Here is a 23,595-nt window from a genome sequence, read left to right on the forward strand (position 1 = left end):
AGAGCCCAGGTTCAGCGCCTGGCCCATGCCGCAGCCACATGCCTTGTAGCCCGTGGGTTTGGCCGAAGCCAGGTCCACGCCAGCCGCCGTCCACAAGCGCAGTTCGGCGGCGTGGGTGCCGCTTTTGTCGCCGCGGCTGATGACCGGCTGGTTGCCACCGGCCAGTTTTTTCAGCGCGGCGGCGATGTTGTTGCCCCTCGCACCGGCCGGGTCGGCCTTCGGGCCCACCAGCACAAAGTCGTTGGTCATGACGTTGCGGCGGGCGGTGGCAAAACCTTCGCTGACGAACTTCTGCTCGGCGGCCAGGTCGTGCACGAAGACGACGTCGGCATCACCACGGCGGCCGGTGTCCAGCGCCTGACCCGTGCCCACGGCGACCACCCGCACGTCGATGCCGGTGGCTTGTTTGAAGGCCGGCAGCAGTGCCTTGAACAGACCCGACTGTTCGGTGGATGTGGTGCTGGCCATCACGATGAAGGGGCTCTGCGCGGCCGCCAGCGTGGGCACCAGCAGCGGGGCAGCCGGCGTGCACAGGGCCAGGGCGGCGAACAGGCGGCGCAGCAGGGCACGGTTGGCTTGGCTCGGCAAAGCTCGCATGGTCCAGACAGTGAACAAGTGGTGGGTGGACGATTGTTGGTGGTGGCCCGGCAGACGGCGATATGTCGCCGGCTGCATAGCCTGGCGGCGTGGCGGGCCCGTCCTGCGTCGACACAGGCCCGCGAAAACCCCTGGACAGGAGAGACCCGTTTGCCCTAAAGTGATATCACTTTGATTTCCCTCGCGGAGCCCGCATGCAGCCCGACGACACCGTCACCAAAGAGATCCCGCGCCAGACCTCCAGCGGCTACGCGATGGCAGCCGTGGGGGCCTTGCTGATCCTGCTGCCGGTAGCCAGCTTTTTTGCCGCGCCGGTGGCCGGCGGGCCGCTGGGCATGGGCCTGCGGGCGCTGATTGTTCCCGTGGGCTTGTTCGTGCTGATGGGCCTGTACATGCTGCAGCCCAACGAAGCGGCCATCCTCACGCTGTTCGGGCGTTATGCCGGCACCGACCGCAGCGCCGGGCTGCGCTGGGCCAACCCGCTGTACGTGAAGCGCCGCATCTCGCTGCGTGCGCGCAACCTGAATGCCAGCACGCTGAAGGTCAACGACAAACGCGGCAACCCGGTCGAGATCAGCGCCGTGGTCGTGTGGCGGGTGCAGGACACGGCGCAGGCGGTGTTCGATGTCGACGACTACGAAAACTACGTCAAGGTGCAGGCTGAAGCCGCCATCCGCCACGTGGCCACGCAGTTTGCCTACGACGAAGGCGAAGACATGGCATCTGGCGAAACCACGCTGCGCTCGGGGGACGCCGCCGCGGCCGCGCTGAAGGCCGAACTGCAGGCCCGGTTCATCAATGCCGGTGTGGCCGTGGAAGAAGCCAAGATCAGCCACCTGGCTTATGCACCCGAGATTGCACAGGTCATGCTGCGCCGGCAGCAGGCCGAAGCCATCATCAGCGCGCGCCGGAAGATCGTGCAGGGCGCGGTGAGCATGGTCGAGGCGGCGCTGATCGGTCTGTCGGAACGCAAGATCGTCGAACTCGACGACGAGCGCAAGGCCGCGATGGTCAGCAACCTGCTGGTGGTGCTGTGCGGCGACCGGAATACCCAGCCGGTCATCAACACCGGGACGATTTATCAGTAGGTCCCGTGGCCGAGCGTAAACCGTTCCTGCTCCGCGTCGACCCCGCCCTGCTCGAGGCGCTTCAGCGCTGGGCGAACGACGATCTGCGCAGCCTCAACGGGCAGATCGAGTTCGTGCTGCGCAAGGCGGTCCAGCAGGCGGGCCGCACGAAGGAGGACCGGGGGCCTACTCCGGAGGCGCGCCGTCGATCGCCTTCCGAAGGGTCGTGAGCAGCACGCGGGCCGTGTAGGGCTTGGGCACGAACTCGGCGACGCCGGCGCCGAGTGCCCGGCTGATGCCGAGATGCGACGTCAACCCGCTCGAGCCGATGATCTTGACCGCGGGGTTGATCGCCCTGAGCGCCACGATCAGCGCCGGGCCGTCCATGATCGGCATGGCCATGTCGGTCAATACCACCGCGACGTCCGTGTGCTGGCGGGCATAGACGGCGACGGCCTCCGCGCCATTGGCGGCCAACACCACCCGGTAGCCATACCGCTCGAGCGTGCGCCGCGCGATCTCGCGCACGCCGTCTTCATCGTCCACCACCAGGACCAGCTCGCCGTGTCCGCGCGGCAGGCCACTCTGCACGACCGCGACATCTTCGGCCAGCTCCGCGGTCGTGTTGGCCGGGAGGTAGACCGTGAACCTCGTTCCCTTGCCCATTTCACTGTCGAGGCTGATGAACCCGCCGTGGCTTTTCACAATCGCCATGGTGGTCGACAGGCCGAGGCCGGTCCCCTTGCCGATCTCCTTGGTGGTGTAGAACGGCTCGAACACCCTGTCGCGGATCTCGGGCGGAATGCCGGTCCCGGTGTCGGCCACCTTGACCATGACATAGGGCCCGGGATGCGCGTCCGGGTTCAGGGCGGTGTAGGTGTCATCGAGGACGACATTTTCCATCGCCAGCTGCAGGCGGCCGCCGTGGGGCATGGCGTCACGGGCGTTCACGCACAGGTTCATGACCACCTGGTGCAACTGGGTCGGATCGCCCAAGACGCTCCACAGGTCTGTCGCACTCTCCAGGTGGACGTCGATGGATTTCGGAAACGTATCGCGCACCACGTTGAGCAGGTCCCGCATCAGGTGGGTCATCGTCACGGTGACGCGCTGGCCCTCGACCCCGCGGGCGAAGGACAGCACCTGCTTCACCAGGTCAGCGCCCCGCTTGGCACTCGTTTCGAGCGTCGCCAGCATCGCCTGGGCTTCGCTGCCGGGGTTGTTCTCCTTCAACAGCTCGAGCCCCATCAGAATCGGCGCCAGCACGTTGTTGAGGTCGTGGGCAATCCCTCCGGAGAGGGTGCCAATGCTCTCCATGCGCTGGGTTCGGAGAAACTGCTTCTCAAGCTTCTTCCGCTCGGTCAAGTCGGTGATGAATGCCACCCCCTGATCGGGCGCGTCATCGACCCTCGCCCCGGCAATCAGGATAGGGACTCTGCGGCCGTCCTTGCCGAGGAACTCTTTTTCATAGGGCGCGCAGAGCCCGTTGGCGGCCACTTCCGCGACCGCCCGAAAGTCGAGCTCGGCATACTCGGGTGGCGTGATGTCGACCCACGACAGCCCACCGGCATCGAGATCGGCGCGCGTGAACCCCAGCATGGCCAGCAGGGCGTCGTTGGCGTCGACGATGGCTCCGGAGGCGTGCCAGAACAAGACGCCCTGGGCGTTGGATTCGATCAGCCGTCGGAATCGGCTCTCGCTGGCCACCAGCTGCGCTTGTGCCCGCTTGGCCTCGGTAATGTCCCGGGCGATCGTGGACACGCCAATCACGTTTCCGTGCGAGTCCTTGATGGGCGACAGCGTGATGGAGACGTCGATCAACCGCCCGTCCTTGGTCAGGCGCTTGGTGTCAAGGTGATGGACCAGCTCGCCGCGTCGGATCCGGTCGAACGAAGCTACCTCTTCGTCGATGGCGGCAGCCGGAACCAGTGGGTCGATGGACCGGCCGACCATTTCCGCCGCGGTGTAGCCGTAAATCCGCTCCGCGCCCCGGTTCCAGCTGGTGATGGTGCCGTGCAGGTCCCGTCCCAGGATCGCGTCGTCTGACGACTCGACGATCGCGGCGAGGCGCGCCAACGCCGCTTCGGCCTGCTTGCGCTCGCTGATCTCGATGGACACGCCGACAATGCCGGCCAGCTCGCCGTGGTCGTCAAAAATGTGGGTATTGGTGATCTCGACCGGGAACTCACGGCCGGCGCGGTTGCGGACCACGAACTCGCCGTGCCACGGCTGACCGCGCCGCAACTGCGACATGATGGCTTCGGCCTGCGCCTGCGTCGCTTGCGTGACGGTCACGTCCATGATCGACTTCCCCACCATCTCGCTGGGGGGCCAGCCATACAACTCACCGGCGTGGCGGTTTGCGAAAATGATGGTGCCGGCCAGGTCGGTCGTGATCACCGCTTGTGCGATCTGATCCAGCAGGTGCGCATGGAGTTGCCGCCGCGGGGCCCTTTGCCGCAAATCCGCCCCACCACCGGCGTCGGGCGGAGGGGGCGCCTGTGTCACAGCGACATGATGGGACCAGTGCCCCGAGATATCAAGGGCCATCGGCGCCCGACCGCCGACTTTCTCCATTGGTGGTCTTGATGGCTGTTCGCCCGGTATTCGCACGCCGTCCCGTGCCCGGCGTGCGTCAGTGCCGGTGCGGAGACTGCGCCGGCCCTTCGCCAGCGATGGCGGCACGCAGGGTGGTCAGCAGGACGCGGGCGGTGTAGGGCTTGGGCACGAACTGGGCGACGCCGGCGCCAAGGGCCCGCGCGATGCCGTGATTCGACGTCAACCCGCTCGAGCCGATGATGGTGACCGCGGGGTTCATCGCTCTGAGCGCCACGATCAGCGCCGGGCCATCCATGATCGGCATGGCCATGTCGGTCAGTACCACCGCGATGTCGGCCCCGTGCTGGGCATAGATGGCGACGGCCTCCGCGCCATTGGCGGCCAGCGCCACGCGGTACCCATACCGCTCGAGCGTGCGCCGCGCAATCTCGCGCACACCGTCTTCATCGTCCACCACCAGCACCAGTTCGCCGTGTCCACGCGGCAGGCCACTCTGCGCGATCGCGACATTGTCGGCCAGCGCCGCGGTCGTGTTGGCCGGCAAGTAGACCTTGAACTTCGTGCCCTTGCCCATTTCGCTGTAGAGGTTGATGAACCCGCCGTGGCTCTTCACGATCGCCATGGTCGTCGACAGGCCGAGGCCGGTCCCCTTGCCGAGCTCCTTGGTCGTGAAGAACGGCTCGAAGATCTGCTCGCGCAAGGCGGACGGGATACCGGTGCCCGAGTCGGCAACCGTCACCACGACGAAGGCACCGGCTTGCGCGTCGGGATTCAAGGCCGTGTAGATGTCGTCGAGAACGACGTTCTCCATGCTGAGCTGCAGGCGGCCCCCGTGCGGCATGGCATCGCGGGCGTTGACGCACAGGTTGAGGAACACCTGGTGCAGTTGAGTGGGATCACCGGTCACGCTCCATAAATCGTGCGCGCTCTCCAGGTGCACGTCGATCGACTTCGGGAAGGTGTCGCGCATCACCTTCACCAGGTCCCGCATCAGGTGCGAGAATGCGACCGAAACTCGGTCGCCGGTCACGCCACGCGCAAATGACAACACTTGCTTGACCAGGTCCGCGCCCCGGACGGCGCTGATTTGCAGGGTATTGAGAATTTCGGTGTTCTCGGTGCTGGGGTTGATCTCCTTGAGCAGTTCCACCGACATCAGGATCGGCGCCAGCACATTATTCAGGTCGTGGGCGATGCCACCGGCCAGCGTCCCGAGGCTTTCCATGCGCTGCGCGCGCATGAACTGCTGCTCCAGCTTCTTGCGCTCGGTCAGGTCAACGACGAACGCGACGCCTTCGTCGGGCTGGTCCTCAAACCTCGCCGCACCGATCAGAACCGGCACACGGCTGCCGTCTCTTCGCATGTACTCCTTCTCGTACGGCTTCACCACACCGTGGGCCGCCAACTCGCCCAGGGCCTGCTGGTCCAGTGGGCCGTACTGCGGCGGCGTCAGTTCCGTCCACTTGAGCGTACCGGCCGCCAACTCTTCGCGCGTGTAACCCAGCAACTGCAACAACGCATCGTTGGCGTCGGTAATGGCGCCCGAGAATGTAAAAAAGAGCACGCCCTGCGCGTTGGATTCAACCAGCCGCCTGAACCGCCGCTCGGTCGCCAGTCGCCGTGCTTCTTCGGCGTTGCGTTCGGTGATGTCGCGGGCAATCTTGGCCAGCCCGATCACGGTCCCGGCCTCGTCCCTGATCGGCGACATCGTGATCGATACGTCGATCAACCGACCCTCCTTCGTCACGCGCCGGGTCTCGATGCGGCCGACGCTCTCGCCACGCAGAATCGGCTCGACCAGGGCGTCCTCGTCGTTGTCGGCGCCCTCGGGAATCAGGGGCTGAATCGACCGGCCCACCATCTCGGCTGCGGTGAAACCGAAGACTCGCTCTGCGCCCCGATTCCAACTGGTGATCACACCGTCCAGGTCCTTGCCCATGATCGCGTCGTCTGATGATTCGACGATGGCGGCCAGGCGCGCCAGCGTCGCCTCGGCCTGCTTCCGCTCGCTGATGTCAATGGAGACGCCGATGATGCCGGCGGGCTGGCCGGTCTCGTCGAGAATGGGGGAAATGGTGCTCAGGACCGGGAACTCCCGGCCGTCTCGATGGCGGGCCATGAACTCGCCATGCCATGTTTGGCCGTGGCGCAACTGCTCCATGATGGCCTCAGCTGGCGACTTGCTTGCCTTAGGAATGGCCACGTCCATGATCGAACGTCCCAGCATTTCGCTTGGCGTCCAACCGTTCAGCTCACCGGAATAGCGGTTTGCGAAAGTGATGGTGCCCTGCATGTCGGTAGTGATCACCGCCTGGCCGATCTGGTCCAGCATGTGGGCCTGGATGTGGAGAGCCTTCGAGGCCTGGCGGTGCTCGGTCTGGTCCAACACCTGTGAGATGAAGTGCACCGGCTCGCCGGCGTCATTGCGAACCAGCGACACACTGAGCAGCACCCAAACGTGTTCGCCGTCCTTCCGAATGTAGCGCTTCTCTATCTGGTAGGCGTTGGTGACGCCGTCCATCAAGCGCTGCTCGTTGGCCTGGTCGGCCGCCAAATCCTCGGGGTGGGTAATCTCCTCGAAGCTCTTCCCGAGCAACTCGGCCGCGGCATAGCCCACAATGCCGCAGAACGCCCGGTTGGCGGCAAAGTAGCGGCCGTCGAGCGACACCAGCGCCACGCCAATCGGTGCGAACTGAAAGGCCTTGGCGAACTGCTGCTCGCTCGCTCGGAGCGCCAACTCGGCAAGTTTCCGGGCCGTGATATCGACGTGCATGATGACGGCGCCGCCCCCTGCGCCCGCGCGCAGGGGCGAGATCATGAGCCGGAACCAGCGCTGCTCCGTCGGCGAATGGCAGGGATATTCGAGGGTGAACATCGGCGCCTGGCCCGTCAACACACGCCGGATGCCCGCGGCCGCCTCCCGGGATTCCTCAGCACAATCGCCGCTGGCGTGCTCGCAGATGGCCAGGTAGTTCTGGCCCACGGCAAACTCGGGCGATTGCAACAGGTTGGCGGCGGCGAACCGGCGCCACGATTCGTTGACCGTGAGAATGACGCCGTTGGCATCGACGAGCGCCACGTGCGCCGGCAGGGCATCCAGGATCGCGGTTTGGCTCGCGGCCAGTTGGCGCTGGGCCGCCTCGGTGGCGCGCAGTCGCTGCTGGGCCTCCTGCAGCAGGTACGCATCGTCACCACCACCCACCACGGCATCGAGCTGTCCGCCTGTAAGCGCCTGCAGTTCCTGCTCGGCCGCCCTGAGGGTTCGAACCAGCTCCGCGATGCGGGCGTCGGGGGCCGAAGGCCGGCGCGTCATCGGGACACGGTCAGTCCGCACGCCTGCAGCACTGTCGCCTCCTGGCTCAAATTACCAATCACCCGGCGGACCGGCCGGGGCGACAGCTTGACCAGCGTCGGCGTCAGCATCACCTGGTCCTCGAGTGCCCGGTCCGGATGGAGAAGCAGGTCGATGATCTCAATCTGGTGACGCTTGGCGAGATGGGCCTGGCACAGAGCCTTCAAATTGGCCACCGCCAGAGACGAATTGGGGCCGTCACCGGTCACGTAGAGACGGAACCGGACGATCGGCGCCGCCTTCACGATCGCGCCTTCTTTTTTCGAGCGGGAGTCGCGTCAGCCCGGCGCAGGTTCCGCAACGAGGCTTTGCCGGAGCGCCTGACGGTCTCGAGGTCCGCCGTCACCTCGCCCAAGGAGGCACGCTCGCCACGCGTCGCATCGAGCGCCTGCTCCAGCGCGTCTTTCTGCGCCGACAGTCGCGCGGTACGCTTGTCGAGCTCCGACAGGCGACGGCGCGATTCGGCCGCCTGCCGTTGCCGGTCGGCCATCGCAGCCTGCTCCTTTTCCCAACGTAGGGCGCCCATCAGGACGGCGCCGCCCTCCGTGTAGACGTCGGTCAGCGTGAGACCTGCGCCGCTCAGCACCAGTTCGCGCACCTGGTTGGAATGCGCCGTGCCCCGCGACTTGACGATCGTCAGCGCGCGATTGCGCTCGCCGCCGTGAACCAGGTAATTCAGATGGATCCAGGTGTCGGCGATGGTTGAAATCTGGATTGGACTCCGCTCGGCATCGGGGAGCAGGCCGTCCAGCAGGCTGCTGCACAGCAGCGTAATGCCCTCGTGCTTGGCCCAGTCGGTCAACCGTTCGATCACCCCGTTCGCCGTCAGCTGGTTGCCCTGTCTTGACACCGCCGACAACGGGTCGATCACGAGGCAGCGGGCGCGCTGCTCGAGCGCCATCTGCTTGATGTGACTGAAGTGCACCTCGGCACTGCTGGCGCCGGCCCGGGCCGACGTCAGGCGCAGCAGCCCCCGCCGCCGATAGCGCTCCAGGCGGATGTTGACCGACGTCAGGTTGCGAACGATCTCACCGGTGTCCGAGTCGAAGCTGACGAACAACGCGCGCTCGCCCCGCTGGCACGCCGCCTCCACGAAGGCACCGCACAGGGTGGTCTTCGCCGTCCCCGGCGCGCCGGTGATCAGGATGCTGGCGCCGCGGTAATAGCCGCCCCCGAGCATGGTGTCGAGGCGCGCGACCCCCGACGACACCCGCTCGGTGACCACGGGCAGGTAGCCGTCGGCCAGCCGGCGCAGGCCGGCCACCTCCACGCCGTGCGAGGTAATGACCAACGGCGAGCGGTTCTCCGCAAACTCCGACCCGCGATACTTGAGAATGCGCAGTCCACGCTGCGACACGCCCTCGACCTCGTGGTGGGACAGGGCGATTGCGCAGTCGACCATGAACTGCAGCTGACTGCCCGGCGCGGGCGCCCCGCCGACGACGGCCTTCGCCGTGATGATGGCGGTCAGGCCCCGGTCCAACAGCCATTCGTGGAGGCGGTAGATTTCGCGGCGCTCGGCCTCGGGATCGTTGAGCAGCGTCAGGACGACGTCGAGGGCATCGAACACGATCCGCTTCGCGCGAATCTGCCGGGCCTTGGCGTCGATCGCCGCCAGCATGCCGCCGAGATCGAAGGCGCCGGCCTGCACCAGGTCGGGCGTGGGCTTGGCGTCGAGAAAGAACAACTTCTTGCGTTGCAGGGAATCGAGGTTCCACCCGAAGGTGGCGGCGTTGGCCTTGATCCGCGACGCGCTCTCCTCGAACGCCACGAAGATGCCGGGCTCGTCGTACTGCTGGGCGCCATTGACCAGCGACTGCAGGGCCAGCAACGTCTTGCCGGCGCCCGGCCCGCCTTCGACCAGGGTGACGCGCCCGGTTGGTAACCCGCCACCGGTCATCGAATCGAGCCCGCCAATGCCGGTCAGAGACTTCGCCAACGAACGGGCGCCTAAGCTCATGTGGCATCATTATGGTTCTATCCGTAAGCTGCAAGAGTCCGCACGCAATCATTCGGTGAGCCAATCCCGCCAGTAGATCCGTGTTTACCGCCGCTCGCCTGCCGACGTCGAACTGGTCGCCTGCCAGACGACGTCATAGGTAATGTCAAGTGACGAAGACATTGATCTTCGCCTTTTGTTCGCATACCATGGCTGGTTTCCAGGGGAATCTGATCCTGTGACTGATTCAATCAACGACCTGTCCGCCCTCCGCATTGAGCGCGAGCCGCTGAACACCAGCGGCGGCCGCTCGGTGAAGTGGGTGATCCTGCTGCTGGTACTGGGCGGCGCCGGTGGCGGCGCCTGGTACTGGCTGGATCGCGAGCGCCCGATCGAAGTCGAGGTCGTGGCGGTCACCGAACGTGCCGCCGGCACCCAGGCCTCGGTGCTGAACGCTTCTGGCTACGTCACGGCGCGACGCCGGGCCACCGTCTCGTCCAAGGTCACCGGCAAAGTGATCGAGGTGAACGTCGAGGAGGGCATGGCCGTGCGCGAAGGCCAGGTGCTGGCGCGACTGGACGACTCGTCTCTGCAGGCGGGCATGGTCCTGGCCCGCGCGCAGTTGGAGGCCGCCCGGCAGGCCATCCCCGAAAGCGAGGTCCGCCTGACAGAAGCGCGCCTCAACCTGCAGCGGCAACAGCGGCTGATGAAGGACGGCCTGACCACGCCGTCGGCGATTGATCAGGCCGAGGCCGAGGTCAACTCGCTCGTCGCGCGCATCAGTTCGTTGCGCGAGCAGATTAACGTGGCGCAGAGCCAGGTGGCGCTGCAGCAGACGGCCATCGACGACATGGTGATTCGCGCGCCGTTTAGCGGCGTGGCGCTCTCCAAGGACGCGCAGCCCGGAGAAATGGTGTCGCCGGTCTCGGCCGGCGGCGGCTTCACCCGCACCGGCATCAGCACCATCGTGGACATGCGTTCGCTCGAGATCGAGGTGGACGTGAACGAAAGCTACATCAACCGCGTCAGTGCCGGCCAACCGGTCACGGCGGTGCTCGACGCGTATCCCGACTTCCAGATTCCGGCCAAGGTGATTGCGGTGGTGCCGACGGCGGATCGGCAGAAGGCCACGGTGCTGGTGCGCATCGGGTTCAACCAGCTCGACCCGCGGATCCTGCCCGACATGGGCGTGAAGGTCACGTTCCTGCGCGAGGCCGATGCCGCCGCGCCGGTGGCGCAGCAGGCGGTGACGCTGGTGCCCAAGGGCGCGGTGAAGTCCGACGGCGCCAATAGCTACGTGTTCCTCGTCACCGAAGACACCGTCGAGCGCCGCGCGATCAAGACCGGCGGCACCGACGGCGACCGGCTCGAAGTGACGGCCGGCTTGAAGGGCGGCGACCGCGTGGTCGTCGCGCCGCCCCCCGAACTCGCCGCGGGCGTGAAGATCATCGTCAAATGATGCCGGAAGGCGTGCCAGAGGCCGGCACTTTAGTGCCGGCCGGCAATAGGAGTCAGACATGGAAGCACTCGTCAAAGTCAACGGCGTCCACAAGTACTTCACCCGCGGCAGCGAGCGCATCGACGTGCTCCAGGGCGTGAATCTCGAGATCCCCCGGGGCGACTTCCTCGCGCTGATGGGACCGTCCGGGTCGGGCAAGACGTCGTTGCTCAACCTGATGGGCGGGCTCGACCAGCCGTCGGCCGGCACCATTGAAGTCGGCGGCACGAACATCGCCGCGCTCTCGGGCGGAATGCTCTCGAAGTGGCGGGCCAACAACATCGGCTTCGTCTTCCAGCTCTACAACCTGCTGCCGGTGTTGACCGCCGAGCGCAACGTTGACCTGCCGTTGCTCTTGACCAAGCTGTCGAAGGCCGAGCGCAAGAAGCGCGTCGAGATTGCGCTGAAGGTGGTCGGCCTGGCCGATCGCGCCAAGCACTACCCGCGCCAGTTGTCGGGCGGCCAGGAGCAGCGCGTCGGCATTGCCCGCGCGATTGTGACCGACCCGACGCTGCTGCTGGCCGACGAGCCGACCGGCGACCTCGATCGCAAGGCCGGCGATGAAATTCTCGACCTGCTGCAGGCCCTCAACCGCGACCACGGCAAGACCATCGTCATGGTGACGCACGATCCGCGCGCGGCCGAGCGCGCCAAGCGCACGCTGCACCTCGAGAAGGGCGTGCTGCTGGAGGGAGTGCACGCATGAAGTTCCTCCCCTTGCTCTGGAGCAGCCTGTGGCGCAAGAAGATCCGCACCATCTTCACGCTGCTCTCGGTGTTCGTCGCGTTCCTGCTGTTCGGGCTGCTGATGACCATTCGCGGCGCCTTCTCGTTCGGCATCGACATTGCCGGCCTCGACCGGTTGATCCTGATCCACAAGGTCAGCCTGATCATGCCGCTGCCGGTGTCGTACTTGCCGCGCCTGAACAGCACCGAAGGCGTCGCGCTGGCCACGCACAACACGTGGTTTGGCGGCGTCTACCAGGATCCGTCGAACTTCTTCGCGCAGATCGCGGTGGAGCCGGAGCCGTTCATGAAGCTGTATCCGGAGTACCAGGTATCGCCGGAACACATGCAGGCGTGGCTGGCCGACCGCCAGGGCGTGATGGTGGGCGTTGACCTGGCTAACCGCTTCGGGTGGAAGGTCGGCGACCGCATCCCGATTGTCGGCACCATCTGGCAGCCCAAGCAGGGCCAGGTGTGGGAGTTCAACATCGCCGGCCTCTACGACGGCGAGCCGGGCATCGACAAGACCCAGTTCTTCTTCCGCTACGACTATCTCGACGAGAACCGCGCCGGTGGCGCGGGCGCGGTCGGCTGGTACATCGTCAAGATCAACGATGCCGGCGCGGCCCAGCAGATGAGCGCGAAGTTCGACGAGATGTTCGCCAACTCGTCGGCCGAAACCAAGACCACCACCGAGAAGGGGTTCGTCGAGGGCTTCGCCAAGCAGATGGGCGACATCGGCGCCATCATGATCGCCATCACCATCGCGGTGCTGTTCACGATGATCCTGGTCGCCGCCAACACCATGGCGCAGTCGGTGCGCGAACGCACCAGCGAGGTCGGCGTGCTGAAGACACTGGGGTTCTCCAACCTCTCGATTCTCGCGCTGGTGTTGAGTGAATCGGTGCTGATCGCGGTGATCGGCGGCGGCCTGGGCCTCGCCGCGGCGTGGGCGTTCGTGCAGCAGGGTGATCCCACCGGCGGCATGCTGCCCATCTTCGTGCTGCCGACACGCGACGTCGCGCTCGGCGGCGCGTTGGTTCTCGGCCTCGGCCTGCTTGCCGGGATGCTGCCGGCCCTGAACGCGATGAACCTGAACATTACCGATGCCCTGAGGAGAGCCTAAGTGTTCAACTGGATCGGACAGACCCTTGCGGTCACCGCGCTCAACCTCCGCACCATTCCCCAGCGCCTGGGCTCGTCGGGCGTCGCCATTGTCGGCATTGCCGGCGTGGTGATAGTACTGGTGTCGGTGCTCTCCATTGCCGCCGGCTTCTCGGCGGCCATGCAAGGCTCCGGGTCGCCGTCGCGCGCCCTCGTGATGCGCAGCGGCGCCGACAGCGAGATGACCAGCGGCCTCGGCGGCGCCGAGGTCGACGTCATCAAGCAGGCGCCCGGCCTGCGCCGCGACGGCCAGACCGCGGTCGCCTCGGCCGAGCTCTACGTAATCATCGACATCCCCAAGATCTCCACGAATACCTCGGCCAACGTGCCCATGCGCGGGGTGCAGGAGATGGCGCTGGCGGTGCGTAACGAAGCCTCGATCGTCGAGGGGCGGATGTTCCAGTTCGGCACCAACGAGATCGTCGTCGGCCGTGGCGCGAGCGGGCAGTTTGCCGGCCTCACCGTCGGCAACGAGTTCAAGTCGGGCCAGGACACCTGGAAGGTCGTCGGCATTTTCGAGGCCGACGGCGGCGTCAGCGAAACCGAGATCTGGTGCGATGCCCGCGTGCTGCAGGGCGCCTACCGCCGCGGCAACAGCTACCAGTCGCTGCTGGCGCAACTGGACTCGAGCGACAGCTTCGACACGTTTCGCGACTGGCTGACCGCCAACCCGCAGGTCAACGTGCAGGTGCGACGCGAGGCCGATTACTACGCGCAGCAGTCACGGGCGCTCAGCGGCCTGATCCAGGGCGTCGGCTTCGCCATTGCTGCGCTGATGGGCATTGGCGCGGTGTTCGGCGCCATCCTGACGATGTACACGGCGGTGTCGACGCGGTCGCGTGAGATCGCGACGCTGCGCGCGCTTGGCTTCAACACCACGTCGGTGGTGGTGTCGGTGCTGGCCGAATCGCTGGCGCTCGCCGCCATTGGCGGCGTGATCGGCGGCATCACGGCGTACCTGGCGTTCAACGGCTACCAGACCTCGACCATGAACTTCTCCACCTTCAGCCAGGTGGCGTTCGCGTTCCAGGTCACGCCGCAGTTGCTGGTGATGGGGTTGATCTACGCGCTGGTGATGGGACTGGTCGGCGGGCTGTTCCCGGCGGTGCGGGCGGCACGGTTGCCGATTCCGACGGCGCTGCGCGAGTTGTGAGCGTCAGCGACGGCTGAAGCCGTCGCTCTCCGGTCGTCCGGAGGGCGATGGCTTCAGCCATCGCCGATTCCTCCCGCGTCAAGCACCTCGCGGATTTTCTTCCTGAGACCCGCGACCGTGTACGGCTTGGCGATGAAGTTCCGGGCGCGCGCGAGCGCCACCTGACCCATCGTCGCGTCATCGGTGTAGCCCGAGGCGAACAACACCTTGATGCCGGGACGGGCGGCGGCGATGGCCGTGACGAGGTCAACGCCGCTCATGTCCGGCATGACGACGTCCGTGAACACCAGGTGCACCTGGTCCTGGGGGCTTTCCAGCAGGGCCAGCGCCTGCTTCGCGCCGTTCGCGGCAATCACCGTAAAGCCGGCGCCTCTCAACATCCGCGTGACGACCTGCCGGAGACCGTCTTCGTCTTCCACCACCAGGATGGTTTCGGTGCCGCGGGCCGGCTGTGGCACCGCCGGCGCGACGTCAGGGGCGCCGTGAGCCGCGGTCGGCAGGAAGACCCGGAACGAGGCGCCCTTACCTGGTTCGCTTTCGACCACGATCCAGCCGCCGGCCTGCTTCACGATGCCATCAACCGTGGCGAGGCCGAGGCCCGTGCCGCGGCCGAGTTCCTTGGTCGTAAAGAACGGGTCGAACATCTGCCGGCGGACCTCGGCGGTCATGCCGACACCGGTGTCGGTGACGCTGACCATCACGTGCGCACCAGCCACCGCAGGAGGGTGCGCGGCCGCAAACCCGGCGTCCACGTTGACATTGCTGGTTTCGACAGTGAGCACGCCGCCTTGCGGCATGGCATCACGGGCATTCACCGCGAGATTGAGCAGCACCTGCTCGAACTGGCCGGGATCGATGAGGACCGGGTCCACCTTCGCCGGTCCAACCACGGTCAGCTCGATGTCCTCGCCAATGAGCCGGCGCAGCATGCCCGCCATGTGATTGACGTTGTCGCTGAGGTTCACGACGACCGGGTTGACGATTTGCTTGCGGCTGAACGACAGCAGTTGCCGCGTGAGCCGGGCGGCCAGGTCGCCCGCGTCTTTGATGTGCGCAAACTCCTGGCGCAGCGGGTGGTCGTCGGGCAGGTCCATGAGCGCGAGGTCGGCCGTGCCGTTGATCACGGTCAGCAGGTTGTTGAAGTCGTGCGCCACGCCGCCGGCCAGCCGCCCGACCACTTCCATTTTCTGCGCGTGGAGGAACTGCGCCTGCAAGCGCCTCCGCTCGGTCAGGTCACGCTTGATCGCAATGAAGTTCGTGATCTCGCCGGCACCGTTTTTGACCGGTGTGATGGTCTGTCCTTCGACATACTGGGTGCCGTCCTTGCGGCGGTTCGTCAGCTCCCCCTCCCAGGCCTTCCCCGCGAGGAGCGTCAGCCACATGTGCTGGTAGAACTCGCGCGGGTGCACACCCGACCGCAGCAGGTCGCGTGGGTTCTTGCCGATCGCTTCACTCGCGCTGTACCCGGACATCTGCAAGAACGCGGGATTCACCCACTGAAGGACGCCGTTCCGATCGGTGATGACGATGGCATTGGCGGCGGCGTCGAGCGCGGCGCTCTGCAGCCGGACCTGGCTCGCCAGGCCATGGTTGTACATCGCGATCTCGATGGTGGTGCGGAGGGCGACGGGCTCGAACGGCTTGACCAGATAGCCGGCCGGCTCCGCGAGCGCGGCGCGGGCGATGACGTCCTCGGTGGTGTAGGCGGTGAGAAAGATGATCGGGATGATGGTGCGGGCCCTCATGGCCAGCGCCGCCTCAATCCCGTCCATCCCGGCTGACAAGTGGATGTCCATCAGGACCAGCTGCGGCTGCAGCGCCGCGGCGAGCGCCACGGCTTCCTCGCCCGAGGTGGCCATGCCAACCGGCCGATGACCAAGCGCGACCAGTTGCCGCTCGATGTCCCTGGCAATGATCAGCTCGTCTTCGACGATCAGGGTTTCAATTCCCGTCATGCGCTCTTCGCAGCCAGTTCGGCACTATTAGCCAAGACCGGTATAAATGCGAGGGAAAATGCCGCTCCGGGGCCGGCGTCAACTTCGAGAACGCCGTTCAACTGCCGAGCTAGATCGGCGACGAGTTGCAACCCCAGTGAGCCGTTCCGGCGGCTGTCAAAGTCGGCGGGCAGACCCACGCCGCTGTCGCTGACCGCGAGCTGAAGGGTGCCATCGTCGGCAGCGTGAAGTTCGACACGAATCTCTCCGGTTCGGCCGTCCGGAAAGCCGTGCTTCAAGCTGTTGGACACCAGCTCGTTCACCAGCAAACCGCAGGGAATGGCCTGGTGAAGCTCGAGGTAGACCGGTTCGAGATCGAAGAGCAGCCGGACCGCGCTCGGCGCAATCGACGCGGACTGGAACAACTGGGTGCAAACCCGCCGGATGTAGTCCGACAGATCCACGCGATCGAGTTGGTCCGACCGGTATAGCGACTCGTGCAGGCTGGCCATGGCGAAGATTCGCCCTTGCATCTCGCGGAGCACCTGGATGGTCGTCGGTTGGCCAGCCCGCTCGGCTTCCAGGCGGAGCAGGCTCATGATGACTTGCAAGTTGTTCTTGACCCGGTGGTGGACCTCGCGCAGCAACGCCTCTTTCTCAAACACCAGCGACCGCAGCTGGTTGTTGGCGACCCATCGGGCGGTGACGTCGTAGTTGACGCCCAGCATCCGGGCCGCTCGCCCGTGGTCATCGGTCGTGACGTGACCGACCGCAGCAATTCTCCGTCTAGTTCCGTCGGGCCATACCACGCGGAACTCTGAGACGTAGGACGTAAGACCCGACAGCGCCCGGCGGACGTCGCCGTCGACGCGCTCACGGTCGTCGGGATGCACGCACGCCATCCACCTTTCGTAGTCAACGTCGATCGAATCCGAAGGCAAGCCATAGAGCTCGAACATGCGGCTGTCCCAGATGATTCCTTTGGTGGCGACATCCCAGTCCCAAATGCCTATGCTCGCCGCGCCGGTGGCCAGTTCGAGCCGTTCTTTGACGGCCGCGGTGGCGTCGGCAGCGCTTTCGATCGAGCGTCGGTAGCGCTCTTCGTTCTGCCGCAGATCGTTCGCCAGGTTTGCCTGGCTGCGGTAGAACCGCGCACGCTGGTCCCGCCACACCAGACCCAGGCCTGCGGCCGTCGCGAACAAGACGACGGTGGCGAACGTGGCGACCAGCCAGAAGCGGCGCCACAAGGCGGCGCGGAACTCGGCCGTGTCCTTGCGGGCAATCAGGAACCACGGGGATTCGGGAATCGCGCGGACGACACTAATCACCGGCTCGCCGCGATAGTCCAGCCCCTCAACCAGACCGGTCTGTCCGAGGACGGCCTTCACCGCCAGCAAGCGTCCTTCGTCCAGGCTGATGCGCTTGCGCAACGGCGAAACGGGATCGAACATCAACGGGCTGAGAAACTGAACAGAGTCGCCGTCGCGGCGCACCAGCAGCGTTTCGGCCGTCGTGCTGCGGCCAACCGACTGGGCGATGAACGGATAGAGGAATCGCTGCGGCTCGAGGCGGATCATCAGGACGCCGATGAGGCGGCCCGCGGGGCCCGCGTCCTTGATGGGCACGATCGTCGCCAGAGAGGCGCGCTGGTCGCGTTCGTCCAGATAGAAATCCAGCAGGCTCACTTCGCCCGTGCGCCGCGCGGCGGCGACCACCTCAGGCGGCGACATCGCAACCGACGGCATAGAGAAAACTGCCAAGCCATGCGCGTCGGTCAGGGCGAACGCGTCTGAATGGAGGTGTGCCTGATTATCGCGCCACCAGGCCTCGAACTCACGGCGGACGGGTCCGTCGTCCGGCTGATTGATCAGGCGCCGGGCAAGCCCTGAAACCAGCGGGTTGGAGTAGATCAGGCCGGCGTCGGCCAACCGCTCTTGCCGCCATTCCCGTAGTTGGCTCACCTTCAGTTGCGAAATCATGTCGAGTTCGTGCTCGGTCTCCCCGCGAATCTCCCGCTCTTCCGTCCGGTAAAAGGCGTAACCTGCCGCCACGGCCAACACGGCGGCGGCAGCGAAAATGGACGTGTAGACTGCCCTCCCCCGCCAGATGGTTGCCGGATTGGCGCATGGCTCGACTGCGGGACCGACTACGACGACTAACAAGCCCAGCCCCATGATCAACAGCACGACACTGGTGTTCACCGCTACGGGCACGATCCCCGCACTGCTCAGAAGCGGAGGGCCGAACAGGCCTACGAGGAGGAGGACGAAGCCCGCGACCGCCACCGCACCACCCACCGCGTGCCGCACCCAGCTGTCGACGTTTCGCCGCCTGCCCGGTGCCGCCAGCAGCAGCGTCGCATTCACCAGCAGAAATCCAGCCGCGGTAATCGGGGAGACGAAGCCGGCGGTGGGATCGAGGGCGGCTGGTCCGCTGAGCCGAAGGCCCAGAAGCTCCGCGGGCCAATAGGTCCCGGATACCCGCAGCAGCAAGAACAGCGAGCTTGCCGCGATGCCGGCCGAGGCGAGCGCGGTGGCCAGCTTCAGGGACCGACGGCCGCCCTCGCCGCGAGCGCTGAACCAGAGGGCCGCACCGACCAGCATGGACAAGACGGCGGTGGCCGGTGCCATCGGAAACGCTCCGGGGATCCAGGTGGCTAGTGCCGGCGCGTCCAGGACCCAGCCAAGCAGCGCCACCACACCGACCGCGGCTATTGACGCCGCGGCCAGAGCGAGCGTCGTCGCTCGAAGTGAACGAAGGCGGCGCGGCGTCACGGCGTACTCGCTGGCTCACTTTGCGAGAAGGTTCGAGGCGTAAACACCAGGCTGACAGATTCGCCGGGGCCCGGTCCCGCTTCAAGGCTGCCGCCCAGTTGATGAGCGAGGTCGGCCACCAGTTGCAGCCCTACCGTCTGGGCACGCGGAGTGGCGAGGCCTGCTACCAAGCCAACCCCGTCGTCGCTCACCACCAGGCGGACCTGCGGTCCCTCGGGCTGCAGGGAGACACGCAATTCCCCGCTACGCTGACCTGGAAAGGCGTGCTTCAGGGCGTTGGTCACCAGTTCGTTTACCAGCAGGCCACAGGTGATGGCCTGCTGGGTGCTGACGACGACGCTGGCCACATCAAGGCGCAACCGCACGCCGGCGTCGGCGACGGACAGCGAGCGGAACAGGTACTCGGCCACCTGCGAGAGGTGCGCCCCAAGGTCAACGTCGGTGACCCGGTTCGACTGGTAGAGCATCTCGTGCAACTGCGCGAGCAGGTGAATGCGGTTCTCCATGTCTTGGAGCACGGCGCGGGCCGCGACGTGATCCACTTGATGGGCCTCGAGGCGCAACAGGCTGGTGATCAGCATCAGGTTGTTCTTGGCGCGGTGGTGGACTTCCCTCACCAGCGCATCTTTTTCGCGAAGGGCGGCGCGCAAGCTCTCTTGGGTGATTCGCAGGCGGAGCAAGGCATCAACGCGGGCCAGCAGTTCGGGCCCAGTCACCGGCCGGACGATATAACCGTCGGCCCGTCCTTCATCCAGGCCAATGACCTGGTCTTCCGGGGTGGTCTTCTGACCCGATGCCATCACCACCAGGACGCTCTCGAGGTCGGCATCGGCTTTGATTTGCCTGGCGACCTCGACTCCGTTTCCGTCGGGGAGGTTGACGTCGAGCAGCAGCAGGGCGGGCCGATGCAGCCGGGTCAACCGCAGGGCCTCGGCCGCGCTGTGCCCCAGCATCACCGTGAATCCGGCACCGCGCAGGACCAAGGCGGTCGCGTCGGCCAGGTCGGGGTCGTCGTCTATGACGAGAATGGTCGTGTCCGAACGCGGCATGGTGCCTCATCTAATCTGGCGGTGGGCCGAACGCGAACGGCTCCCGACGATTGAGGCTAAGGCAACATCGGTGCCACGGCGATCGGGCCGAAACCGGCGGGATCGCACGGTCACGCTGCGCAAAAGTTCGTGGACAGTGCGGGATCGTTCCGCTGCTGGTTCGGTAGCAGGGGGTCGCCACCCGGGGTGTGCGGTAGCGGAGCGCTCAGTGTGCGCACACCCAATTCGAGTCACGCCGGCAGGAACTGCGCGGTTTCTCCACATAAGACGCTGGCGAACCAATTGCAGCAGCGCCCATCATGGCGTCCCCCGCACACCTCGCGCCTCCGCTGCTCACCTACTTCGATCGTCCCGGTCGCAGTTCTTTTGAAGACGTTCACACCGAGGCTGCGCACGTGCGCGGCGCAGGCTGGGTCGATGCGGTGCTGAGCGGCCTACCCGGGCCGACGGTCCTGCTGAACGACGACCGGCAGATCGTGGTCTGCAACCAGGCGGCCTCGACGCTGCTGCAGCTTGGCGGACACACTGATCCCGAGGGCCTGCGGATTGGCGAGGCGCTCGGCTGCGTGTTCGTGAAACACGGGCCCGATGGCTGTGGCACTGCCCCGCAATGCCGGCAGTGCGGACTCGGCAAGGCGAATCGCGCGTTTGGCCTCAAGCCCGGTCACTACGATGGCGAAATCCGGTTGCGGGCCGGGGAGGGCGCTGCCGAACAGGCCTTGACGCTGTCGGTGCACCTCAGCCCGCTCAACGTCAACGGCAGGCCCCTGCGCCTCTGCTCGTTGGCTGACCTGACCGCCACCCGCCGGCGTGAATCGCTCGAGAACATCTTCTTTCACGATGTGCTGAACACCGCCCAGGCCGTGCAAGGCGCCGCCGAGTTGATCCCGTTCATGGAGGACCAGGCCGAGCAGAACGCATTGGCTGACGTCGTCAGCGAAAATGCCAAGACCCTGGTCGGAGAAATCCAGACGCAGCGCGACCTGCTGGCGGCCGAGGACGGGAGCCTCGAGGTGCCCCGTCAGCCGGAGCATCCGTCGCTCATCGCAGCCCGCGTGGCCGACCTCTATCGCCGCAGCCGGTTCGGAGACGGGCGCACGATCGAGGTCGAGGCCGCGGGCGACGACGAGGTCTTCACGTCTGCGGTTCACTTGTCGCGTTCGGTGGGCAACCTGCTGAAGAACGCGCTCGAAGCAGCCAGGCCGGGCGAGACCGTTCGCATTCGGGTCACGGCCTCAGCCGGCGCGGTGGCTATCGCGGTGCACAACGACGCGGTCATGCCGGCGCCGGTTCAAGACCAGGTCTTTCAGCGCTCGTTCAGTACCAAGGCACGCACCGGCCGTGGGCTGGGCACCTACAGCGCGCACCTTCTGGTCAGCCGCTATCTGGGAGGCACCGTCTCGTTCGTGTCGGCGCCCGGAGAAGGCACCACGTTTACGATCCGGCTGCCGCGGGGCTAGTTCTCTTCTTCGAATTCTTCTTCGCCCGGAGGGCCCAGGCGGGTCGAGGGGCGCAAGGCCTCACGGTAGTCGTACAGCGGCAAGCCCGACACGTGCCGTGGGTTCACGCAGCCGGTGGACTTGGTCTCGAGCATGACCAGGACGGGGCTTCCCGACAACCCGTCTCGAAACCCGAGCCGGCACCCGCAAGCGAGACGAGCGTGCGCGAATCCCTTCAGCATGATGGGTTGATCATACTACCGACCCGCACCGCTAAAGCAACGCGACGATTTCTTTTTCGAAGACCGATTTGGGCGCAATGCCCAGGTGCTTGCGGCAGACCCGGCCGTCCCTGCTGATCAGGAACGACGCCGGAATGCCCCAGATCGGGCCGTAGGCGTCCTGCACGTCTTCGCGGCCTTCGCCGAGCAGGATCGGGTAGTTCATGTTGTATTCGGCGGCAAACGCCTTGGCCTTGTCGGCGGTATCGTCAACCGAGAAGCCGACAATGACGAGGTCGTCCTTGTACTTCTCCTGCAGTTCCACGAAGCCGGGGATCTCGGCCTTGCACGGGCCGCACCAGGTGGCCCAGAAGTTCAGCAGCACGACCTTGCCCTTGTACGAGGAGAGCGCCACCTCCCGGCCGTCGAGGTCCTTGATGGTGAAGTCGAAGTTCGCCGGCTTCGCGTTGGCCATGCACGCGCTGGTTTCCTCTGACGCCGCGGTGCTGTCGTGCGAAGCAGCCGGGGTCACGTCACCGGCGAGCGCCGCCGACGGACCGGACTCCGCGTGCGGTTGCCACACGAAGGGAATGCTGATGGCGAGCAGCGCGATGGCCGTGGCGATCACGGCGACCAGCCGCATCTTCGAACTCTGGGGCTGAGGCGGCGCGGAAGTCGAGTCCAGGGGACCGTCGTGCTGTTCCATGAGGCTATTTTGCCTCATTTCGAAGGTCAGACGCCATGCGCGCCAACCCATCCGTGGCCCCGGCCCTGGCGACGAGCATGAACGTGCGGTCGCCCTCGGTCCACACGATCTGTTCGTGATCCAGCACGTCGAGCGAGGCGTCGGGACGCTGCAGGCCCGGCATGATGAACAGCGACACCGCTGCGCCGTTGGCGCGATACAACAGGTGTGCCGCGAGTCCGTCGCCGTACAGGCAGCGCCGCACCGCCACGAGCGTCAGGCCCTCGGCTGCCGCCGCGTCGGGCACGCTGATCGTCCATCCGTACTCGCGCTTGATGGTGGCCTCGGCCTCGGCCTTGCTGATCGGCTCGCCGTGGACGTGGCCGTCGATGCCGAAGCACTTGATGTGATCGAGCGCCAGTTGCGCCGCCAGCAACACCGTCGAGCGCGAGGTCATCACCGGCAGCAACGCCCCGCCGAGCACCAGGAACAGTACCGCAGCGGCCGAGAACGCCGACAGCCGTCCGCCCCAACTGAGAATGCCGGCCGGGGCCGCCTGCTCGGCGCGCGAGGTGGCCAGGATGCGCGTGCGCAGGCCCGGCGGCGCGGTCACCGCCAACTGCGGCGCGCGCGCGCGCAGCACCGCACGGGCGGCGGCCTGCGCCTGCAGCCGCTGCCGGCACGATTCGCACGACGCGACGTGCCGCGTCACCTGCTCGGCGTCATCCGCCGACGCGCCACCGTCGGCCACCGCGGCCAGGCTCGCTTCAATCTGCGTGCAGTCCATGTTCATTCTGTTAGACGCTGCCGTTACGTTCACGTTGCATCGACAGCCGGTCGTACAGCTGCTTGCGGCCCCGCGACAGGCGCGACATGACCGTGCCAACGGGCGCGTCCACCACGTCGGCAATCTCCTGGTACGACAGCTCATCGACGTCGCGCAGCCACACCACTTCACGAAACATGTCGGGCATGGCGTCGAGGGCCGCCTGCAGGTCGGGGTCGATGGTCGCCCGCAGCAGCAGGGTCTCGGGGCTGTCCACCGGCCCGGCCGGGCCCAGGCTGGCGCCCTCGGCCGCCTCCTCCACCGCGTCCGAATCGAAATCGACCCGCGACCGCGCCCGGTCGCGCACCCGGTTTCTCCAGGTGTTATGGAGAATCGTGTAGAGCCAGGCCTTCAGGTTCGACCCCGGCACGAACCGGGCCCGGGCCCGAATCGCCTTCAGGTACGTGTCCTGGACCAGGTCCTGGGCCCTGTCCGCGTTTCGCGTCAGTCGCAACGCGGCGCCGTACAGCTGATCCAGGAAATCGAGCGCCGCCACCGAGAAGTCATCCTCGTCGTGACCGTCCCGACTGGCCGAATGTCGCCCGGAAAACATGCGGAAACAGGGCTGACTATTACATGAACCCCCGGGGACGCCCGTTTATTCCCGGTGGGG

The 23,595-nt window shown here is 66.2% G+C and carries 19 protein-coding genes; 7 read left to right on the forward strand and 12 right to left on the reverse strand.

Features of this window, described 5'->3' with window-relative positions:
• A partial coding sequence (locus tag Q8T13_03965; protein MDP3716905.1) for an extracellular solute-binding protein occupies nt 1–597 on the reverse strand: 597 nt, incomplete at its 3' end.
• A 194-nt stretch (nt 598–791) separates the two neighbouring features.
• Here Q8T13_03965 and Q8T13_03970 point away from each other — a divergent pair.
• Both Q8T13_03970 and Q8T13_03975 read left to right on the forward strand, forming a co-directional pair.
• On the forward strand, nt 792–1,685 hold the full coding sequence (locus Q8T13_03970; GenBank protein MDP3716906.1) for an SPFH domain-containing protein: 894 nt from the start codon (nt 792–794) through the stop codon (nt 1,683–1,685).
• Nucleotides 1,686–1,690: 5 nt separating this feature from the next.
• Nucleotides 1,691–1,894 carry a hypothetical protein gene (locus tag Q8T13_03975; protein ID MDP3716907.1) on the forward strand — a complete coding sequence of 68 codons (204 nt, stop codon included), beginning with the start codon at nt 1,691–1,693 and terminating at the stop codon, nt 1,892–1,894.
• Here Q8T13_03975 and Q8T13_03980 read toward each other — a convergent pair.
• The 4 genes from Q8T13_03980 to kaiC form a co-directional block, all read right to left on the reverse strand.
• Complete coding sequence (locus tag Q8T13_03980) at nt 1,851–4,172, reverse strand: PAS domain S-box protein (GenBank protein ID MDP3716908.1); 2,322 nt, start codon at nt 4,170–4,172, stop codon at nt 1,851–1,853. The genes Q8T13_03975 and Q8T13_03980 overlap by 44 nt on opposite strands.
• Nucleotides 4,173–4,299: 127 nt before the next feature.
• Complete coding sequence (locus Q8T13_03985) at nt 4,300–7,536, reverse strand: PAS domain S-box protein (GenBank protein MDP3716909.1); 3,237 nt, start codon at nt 7,534–7,536, stop codon at nt 4,300–4,302.
• Nucleotides 7,533–7,820, reverse strand: a complete 288-nt coding sequence (locus Q8T13_03990; GenBank protein ID MDP3716910.1) for a circadian clock KaiB family protein — start codon at nt 7,818–7,820, stop codon at nt 7,533–7,535. Before Q8T13_03990 ends, Q8T13_03985 begins: the two co-directional genes overlap by 4 nt.
• Nucleotides 7,817–9,535, reverse strand: a complete 1,719-nt coding sequence (kaiC, locus tag Q8T13_03995) for a circadian clock protein KaiC (protein MDP3716911.1) — start codon at nt 9,533–9,535, stop codon at nt 7,817–7,819. Before kaiC ends, Q8T13_03990 begins: the two co-directional genes overlap by 4 nt.
• Nucleotides 9,536–9,752: 217 nt before the next feature.
• On the opposite strand from kaiC, the gene Q8T13_04000 reads away from it, so the two are divergent.
• The 4 genes from Q8T13_04000 to Q8T13_04015 are packed head-to-tail and all read left to right on the forward strand — an operon-like array spanning nt 9,753 to nt 14,054.
• Nucleotides 9,753–10,973 (forward strand): efflux RND transporter periplasmic adaptor subunit, encoded by a 1,221-nt coding sequence (locus tag Q8T13_04000; protein MDP3716912.1) that lies wholly within the window; start codon nt 9,753–9,755, stop codon nt 10,971–10,973.
• A gap of 58 nt (nt 10,974–11,031) precedes the next feature.
• A complete protein-coding gene (locus tag Q8T13_04005; GenBank protein MDP3716913.1) occupies nt 11,032–11,718 on the forward strand; it encodes an ABC transporter ATP-binding protein in 687 nt (228 codons plus the stop codon).
• A complete protein-coding gene (locus tag Q8T13_04010) occupies nt 11,715–12,863 on the forward strand; it encodes an FtsX-like permease family protein (protein MDP3716914.1) in 1,149 nt (382 codons plus the stop codon). Before Q8T13_04005 ends, Q8T13_04010 begins: the two co-directional genes overlap by 4 nt.
• Nucleotides 12,864–14,054: an ABC transporter permease gene (locus Q8T13_04015; protein MDP3716915.1), complete on the forward strand. Its 1,191-nt coding sequence runs from the start codon at nt 12,864–12,866 to the stop codon at nt 14,052–14,054.
• A gap of 53 nt (nt 14,055–14,107) precedes the next feature.
• Here Q8T13_04015 and Q8T13_04020 read toward each other — a convergent pair whose 3' ends face one another.
• The 3 genes from Q8T13_04020 to Q8T13_04030 are packed head-to-tail and all read right to left on the reverse strand — an operon-like array spanning nt 14,108 to nt 19,811.
• Entirely contained in the window at nt 14,108–16,009 is a 1,902-nt protein-coding gene (locus Q8T13_04020; protein ID MDP3716916.1) for a response regulator, read from the reverse strand.
• Nucleotides 16,006–18,762 carry a histidine kinase dimerization/phosphoacceptor domain -containing protein gene (locus Q8T13_04025; GenBank protein ID MDP3716917.1) on the reverse strand — a complete coding sequence of 919 codons (2,757 nt, stop codon included), beginning with the start codon at nt 18,760–18,762 and terminating at the stop codon, nt 16,006–16,008. The genes Q8T13_04020 and Q8T13_04025 overlap by 4 nt, the downstream gene beginning before the upstream one ends.
• Nucleotides 18,759–19,811, reverse strand: coding sequence for a histidine kinase dimerization/phosphoacceptor domain -containing protein (locus tag Q8T13_04030; protein MDP3716918.1), 1,053 nt, complete (start codon nt 19,809–19,811; stop codon nt 18,759–18,761). The genes Q8T13_04025 and Q8T13_04030 overlap by 4 nt, the downstream gene beginning before the upstream one ends.
• Nucleotides 19,812–20,110: 299 nt before the next feature.
• Here Q8T13_04030 and Q8T13_04035 point away from each other — a divergent pair, with 299 nt between their 5' ends.
• Nucleotides 20,111–21,271, forward strand: coding sequence for a HAMP domain-containing sensor histidine kinase (locus tag Q8T13_04035; GenBank protein ID MDP3716919.1), 1,161 nt, complete (start codon nt 20,111–20,113; stop codon nt 21,269–21,271).
• Here Q8T13_04035 and Q8T13_04040 read toward each other — a convergent pair.
• Genes Q8T13_04040 through Q8T13_04055 form a run of 4 tightly spaced genes read right to left on the reverse strand, consistent with a single transcriptional unit; the run spans nt 21,268 to nt 23,478 of the window.
• Nucleotides 21,268–21,492: a hypothetical protein gene (locus Q8T13_04040; GenBank protein MDP3716920.1), complete on the reverse strand. Its 225-nt coding sequence runs from the start codon at nt 21,490–21,492 to the stop codon at nt 21,268–21,270. The genes Q8T13_04035 and Q8T13_04040 overlap by 4 nt on opposite strands.
• Nucleotides 21,493–21,523: 31 nt before the next feature.
• Nucleotides 21,524–22,177: a TlpA disulfide reductase family protein gene (locus tag Q8T13_04045; GenBank protein ID MDP3716921.1), complete on the reverse strand. Its 654-nt coding sequence runs from the start codon at nt 22,175–22,177 to the stop codon at nt 21,524–21,526.
• Between the two features lie 4 nt (nt 22,178–22,181).
• Nucleotides 22,182–22,943: a zf-HC2 domain-containing protein gene (locus tag Q8T13_04050; protein MDP3716922.1), complete on the reverse strand. Its 762-nt coding sequence runs from the start codon at nt 22,941–22,943 to the stop codon at nt 22,182–22,184.
• A 10-nt stretch (nt 22,944–22,953) separates the two neighbouring features.
• Nucleotides 22,954–23,478 carry a sigma-70 family RNA polymerase sigma factor gene (locus tag Q8T13_04055; protein MDP3716923.1) on the reverse strand — a complete coding sequence of 175 codons (525 nt, stop codon included), beginning with the start codon at nt 23,476–23,478 and terminating at the stop codon, nt 22,954–22,956.
• Nucleotides 23,479–23,595 lie beyond the last annotated feature (117 nt).

The sequence above is a fragment of the Acidobacteriota bacterium genome, assembly GCA_030697165.1.
In the GTDB taxonomy this organism is placed as follows: domain Bacteria; phylum Acidobacteriota; class Vicinamibacteria; order Vicinamibacterales; family UBA2999; genus 12-FULL-67-14b.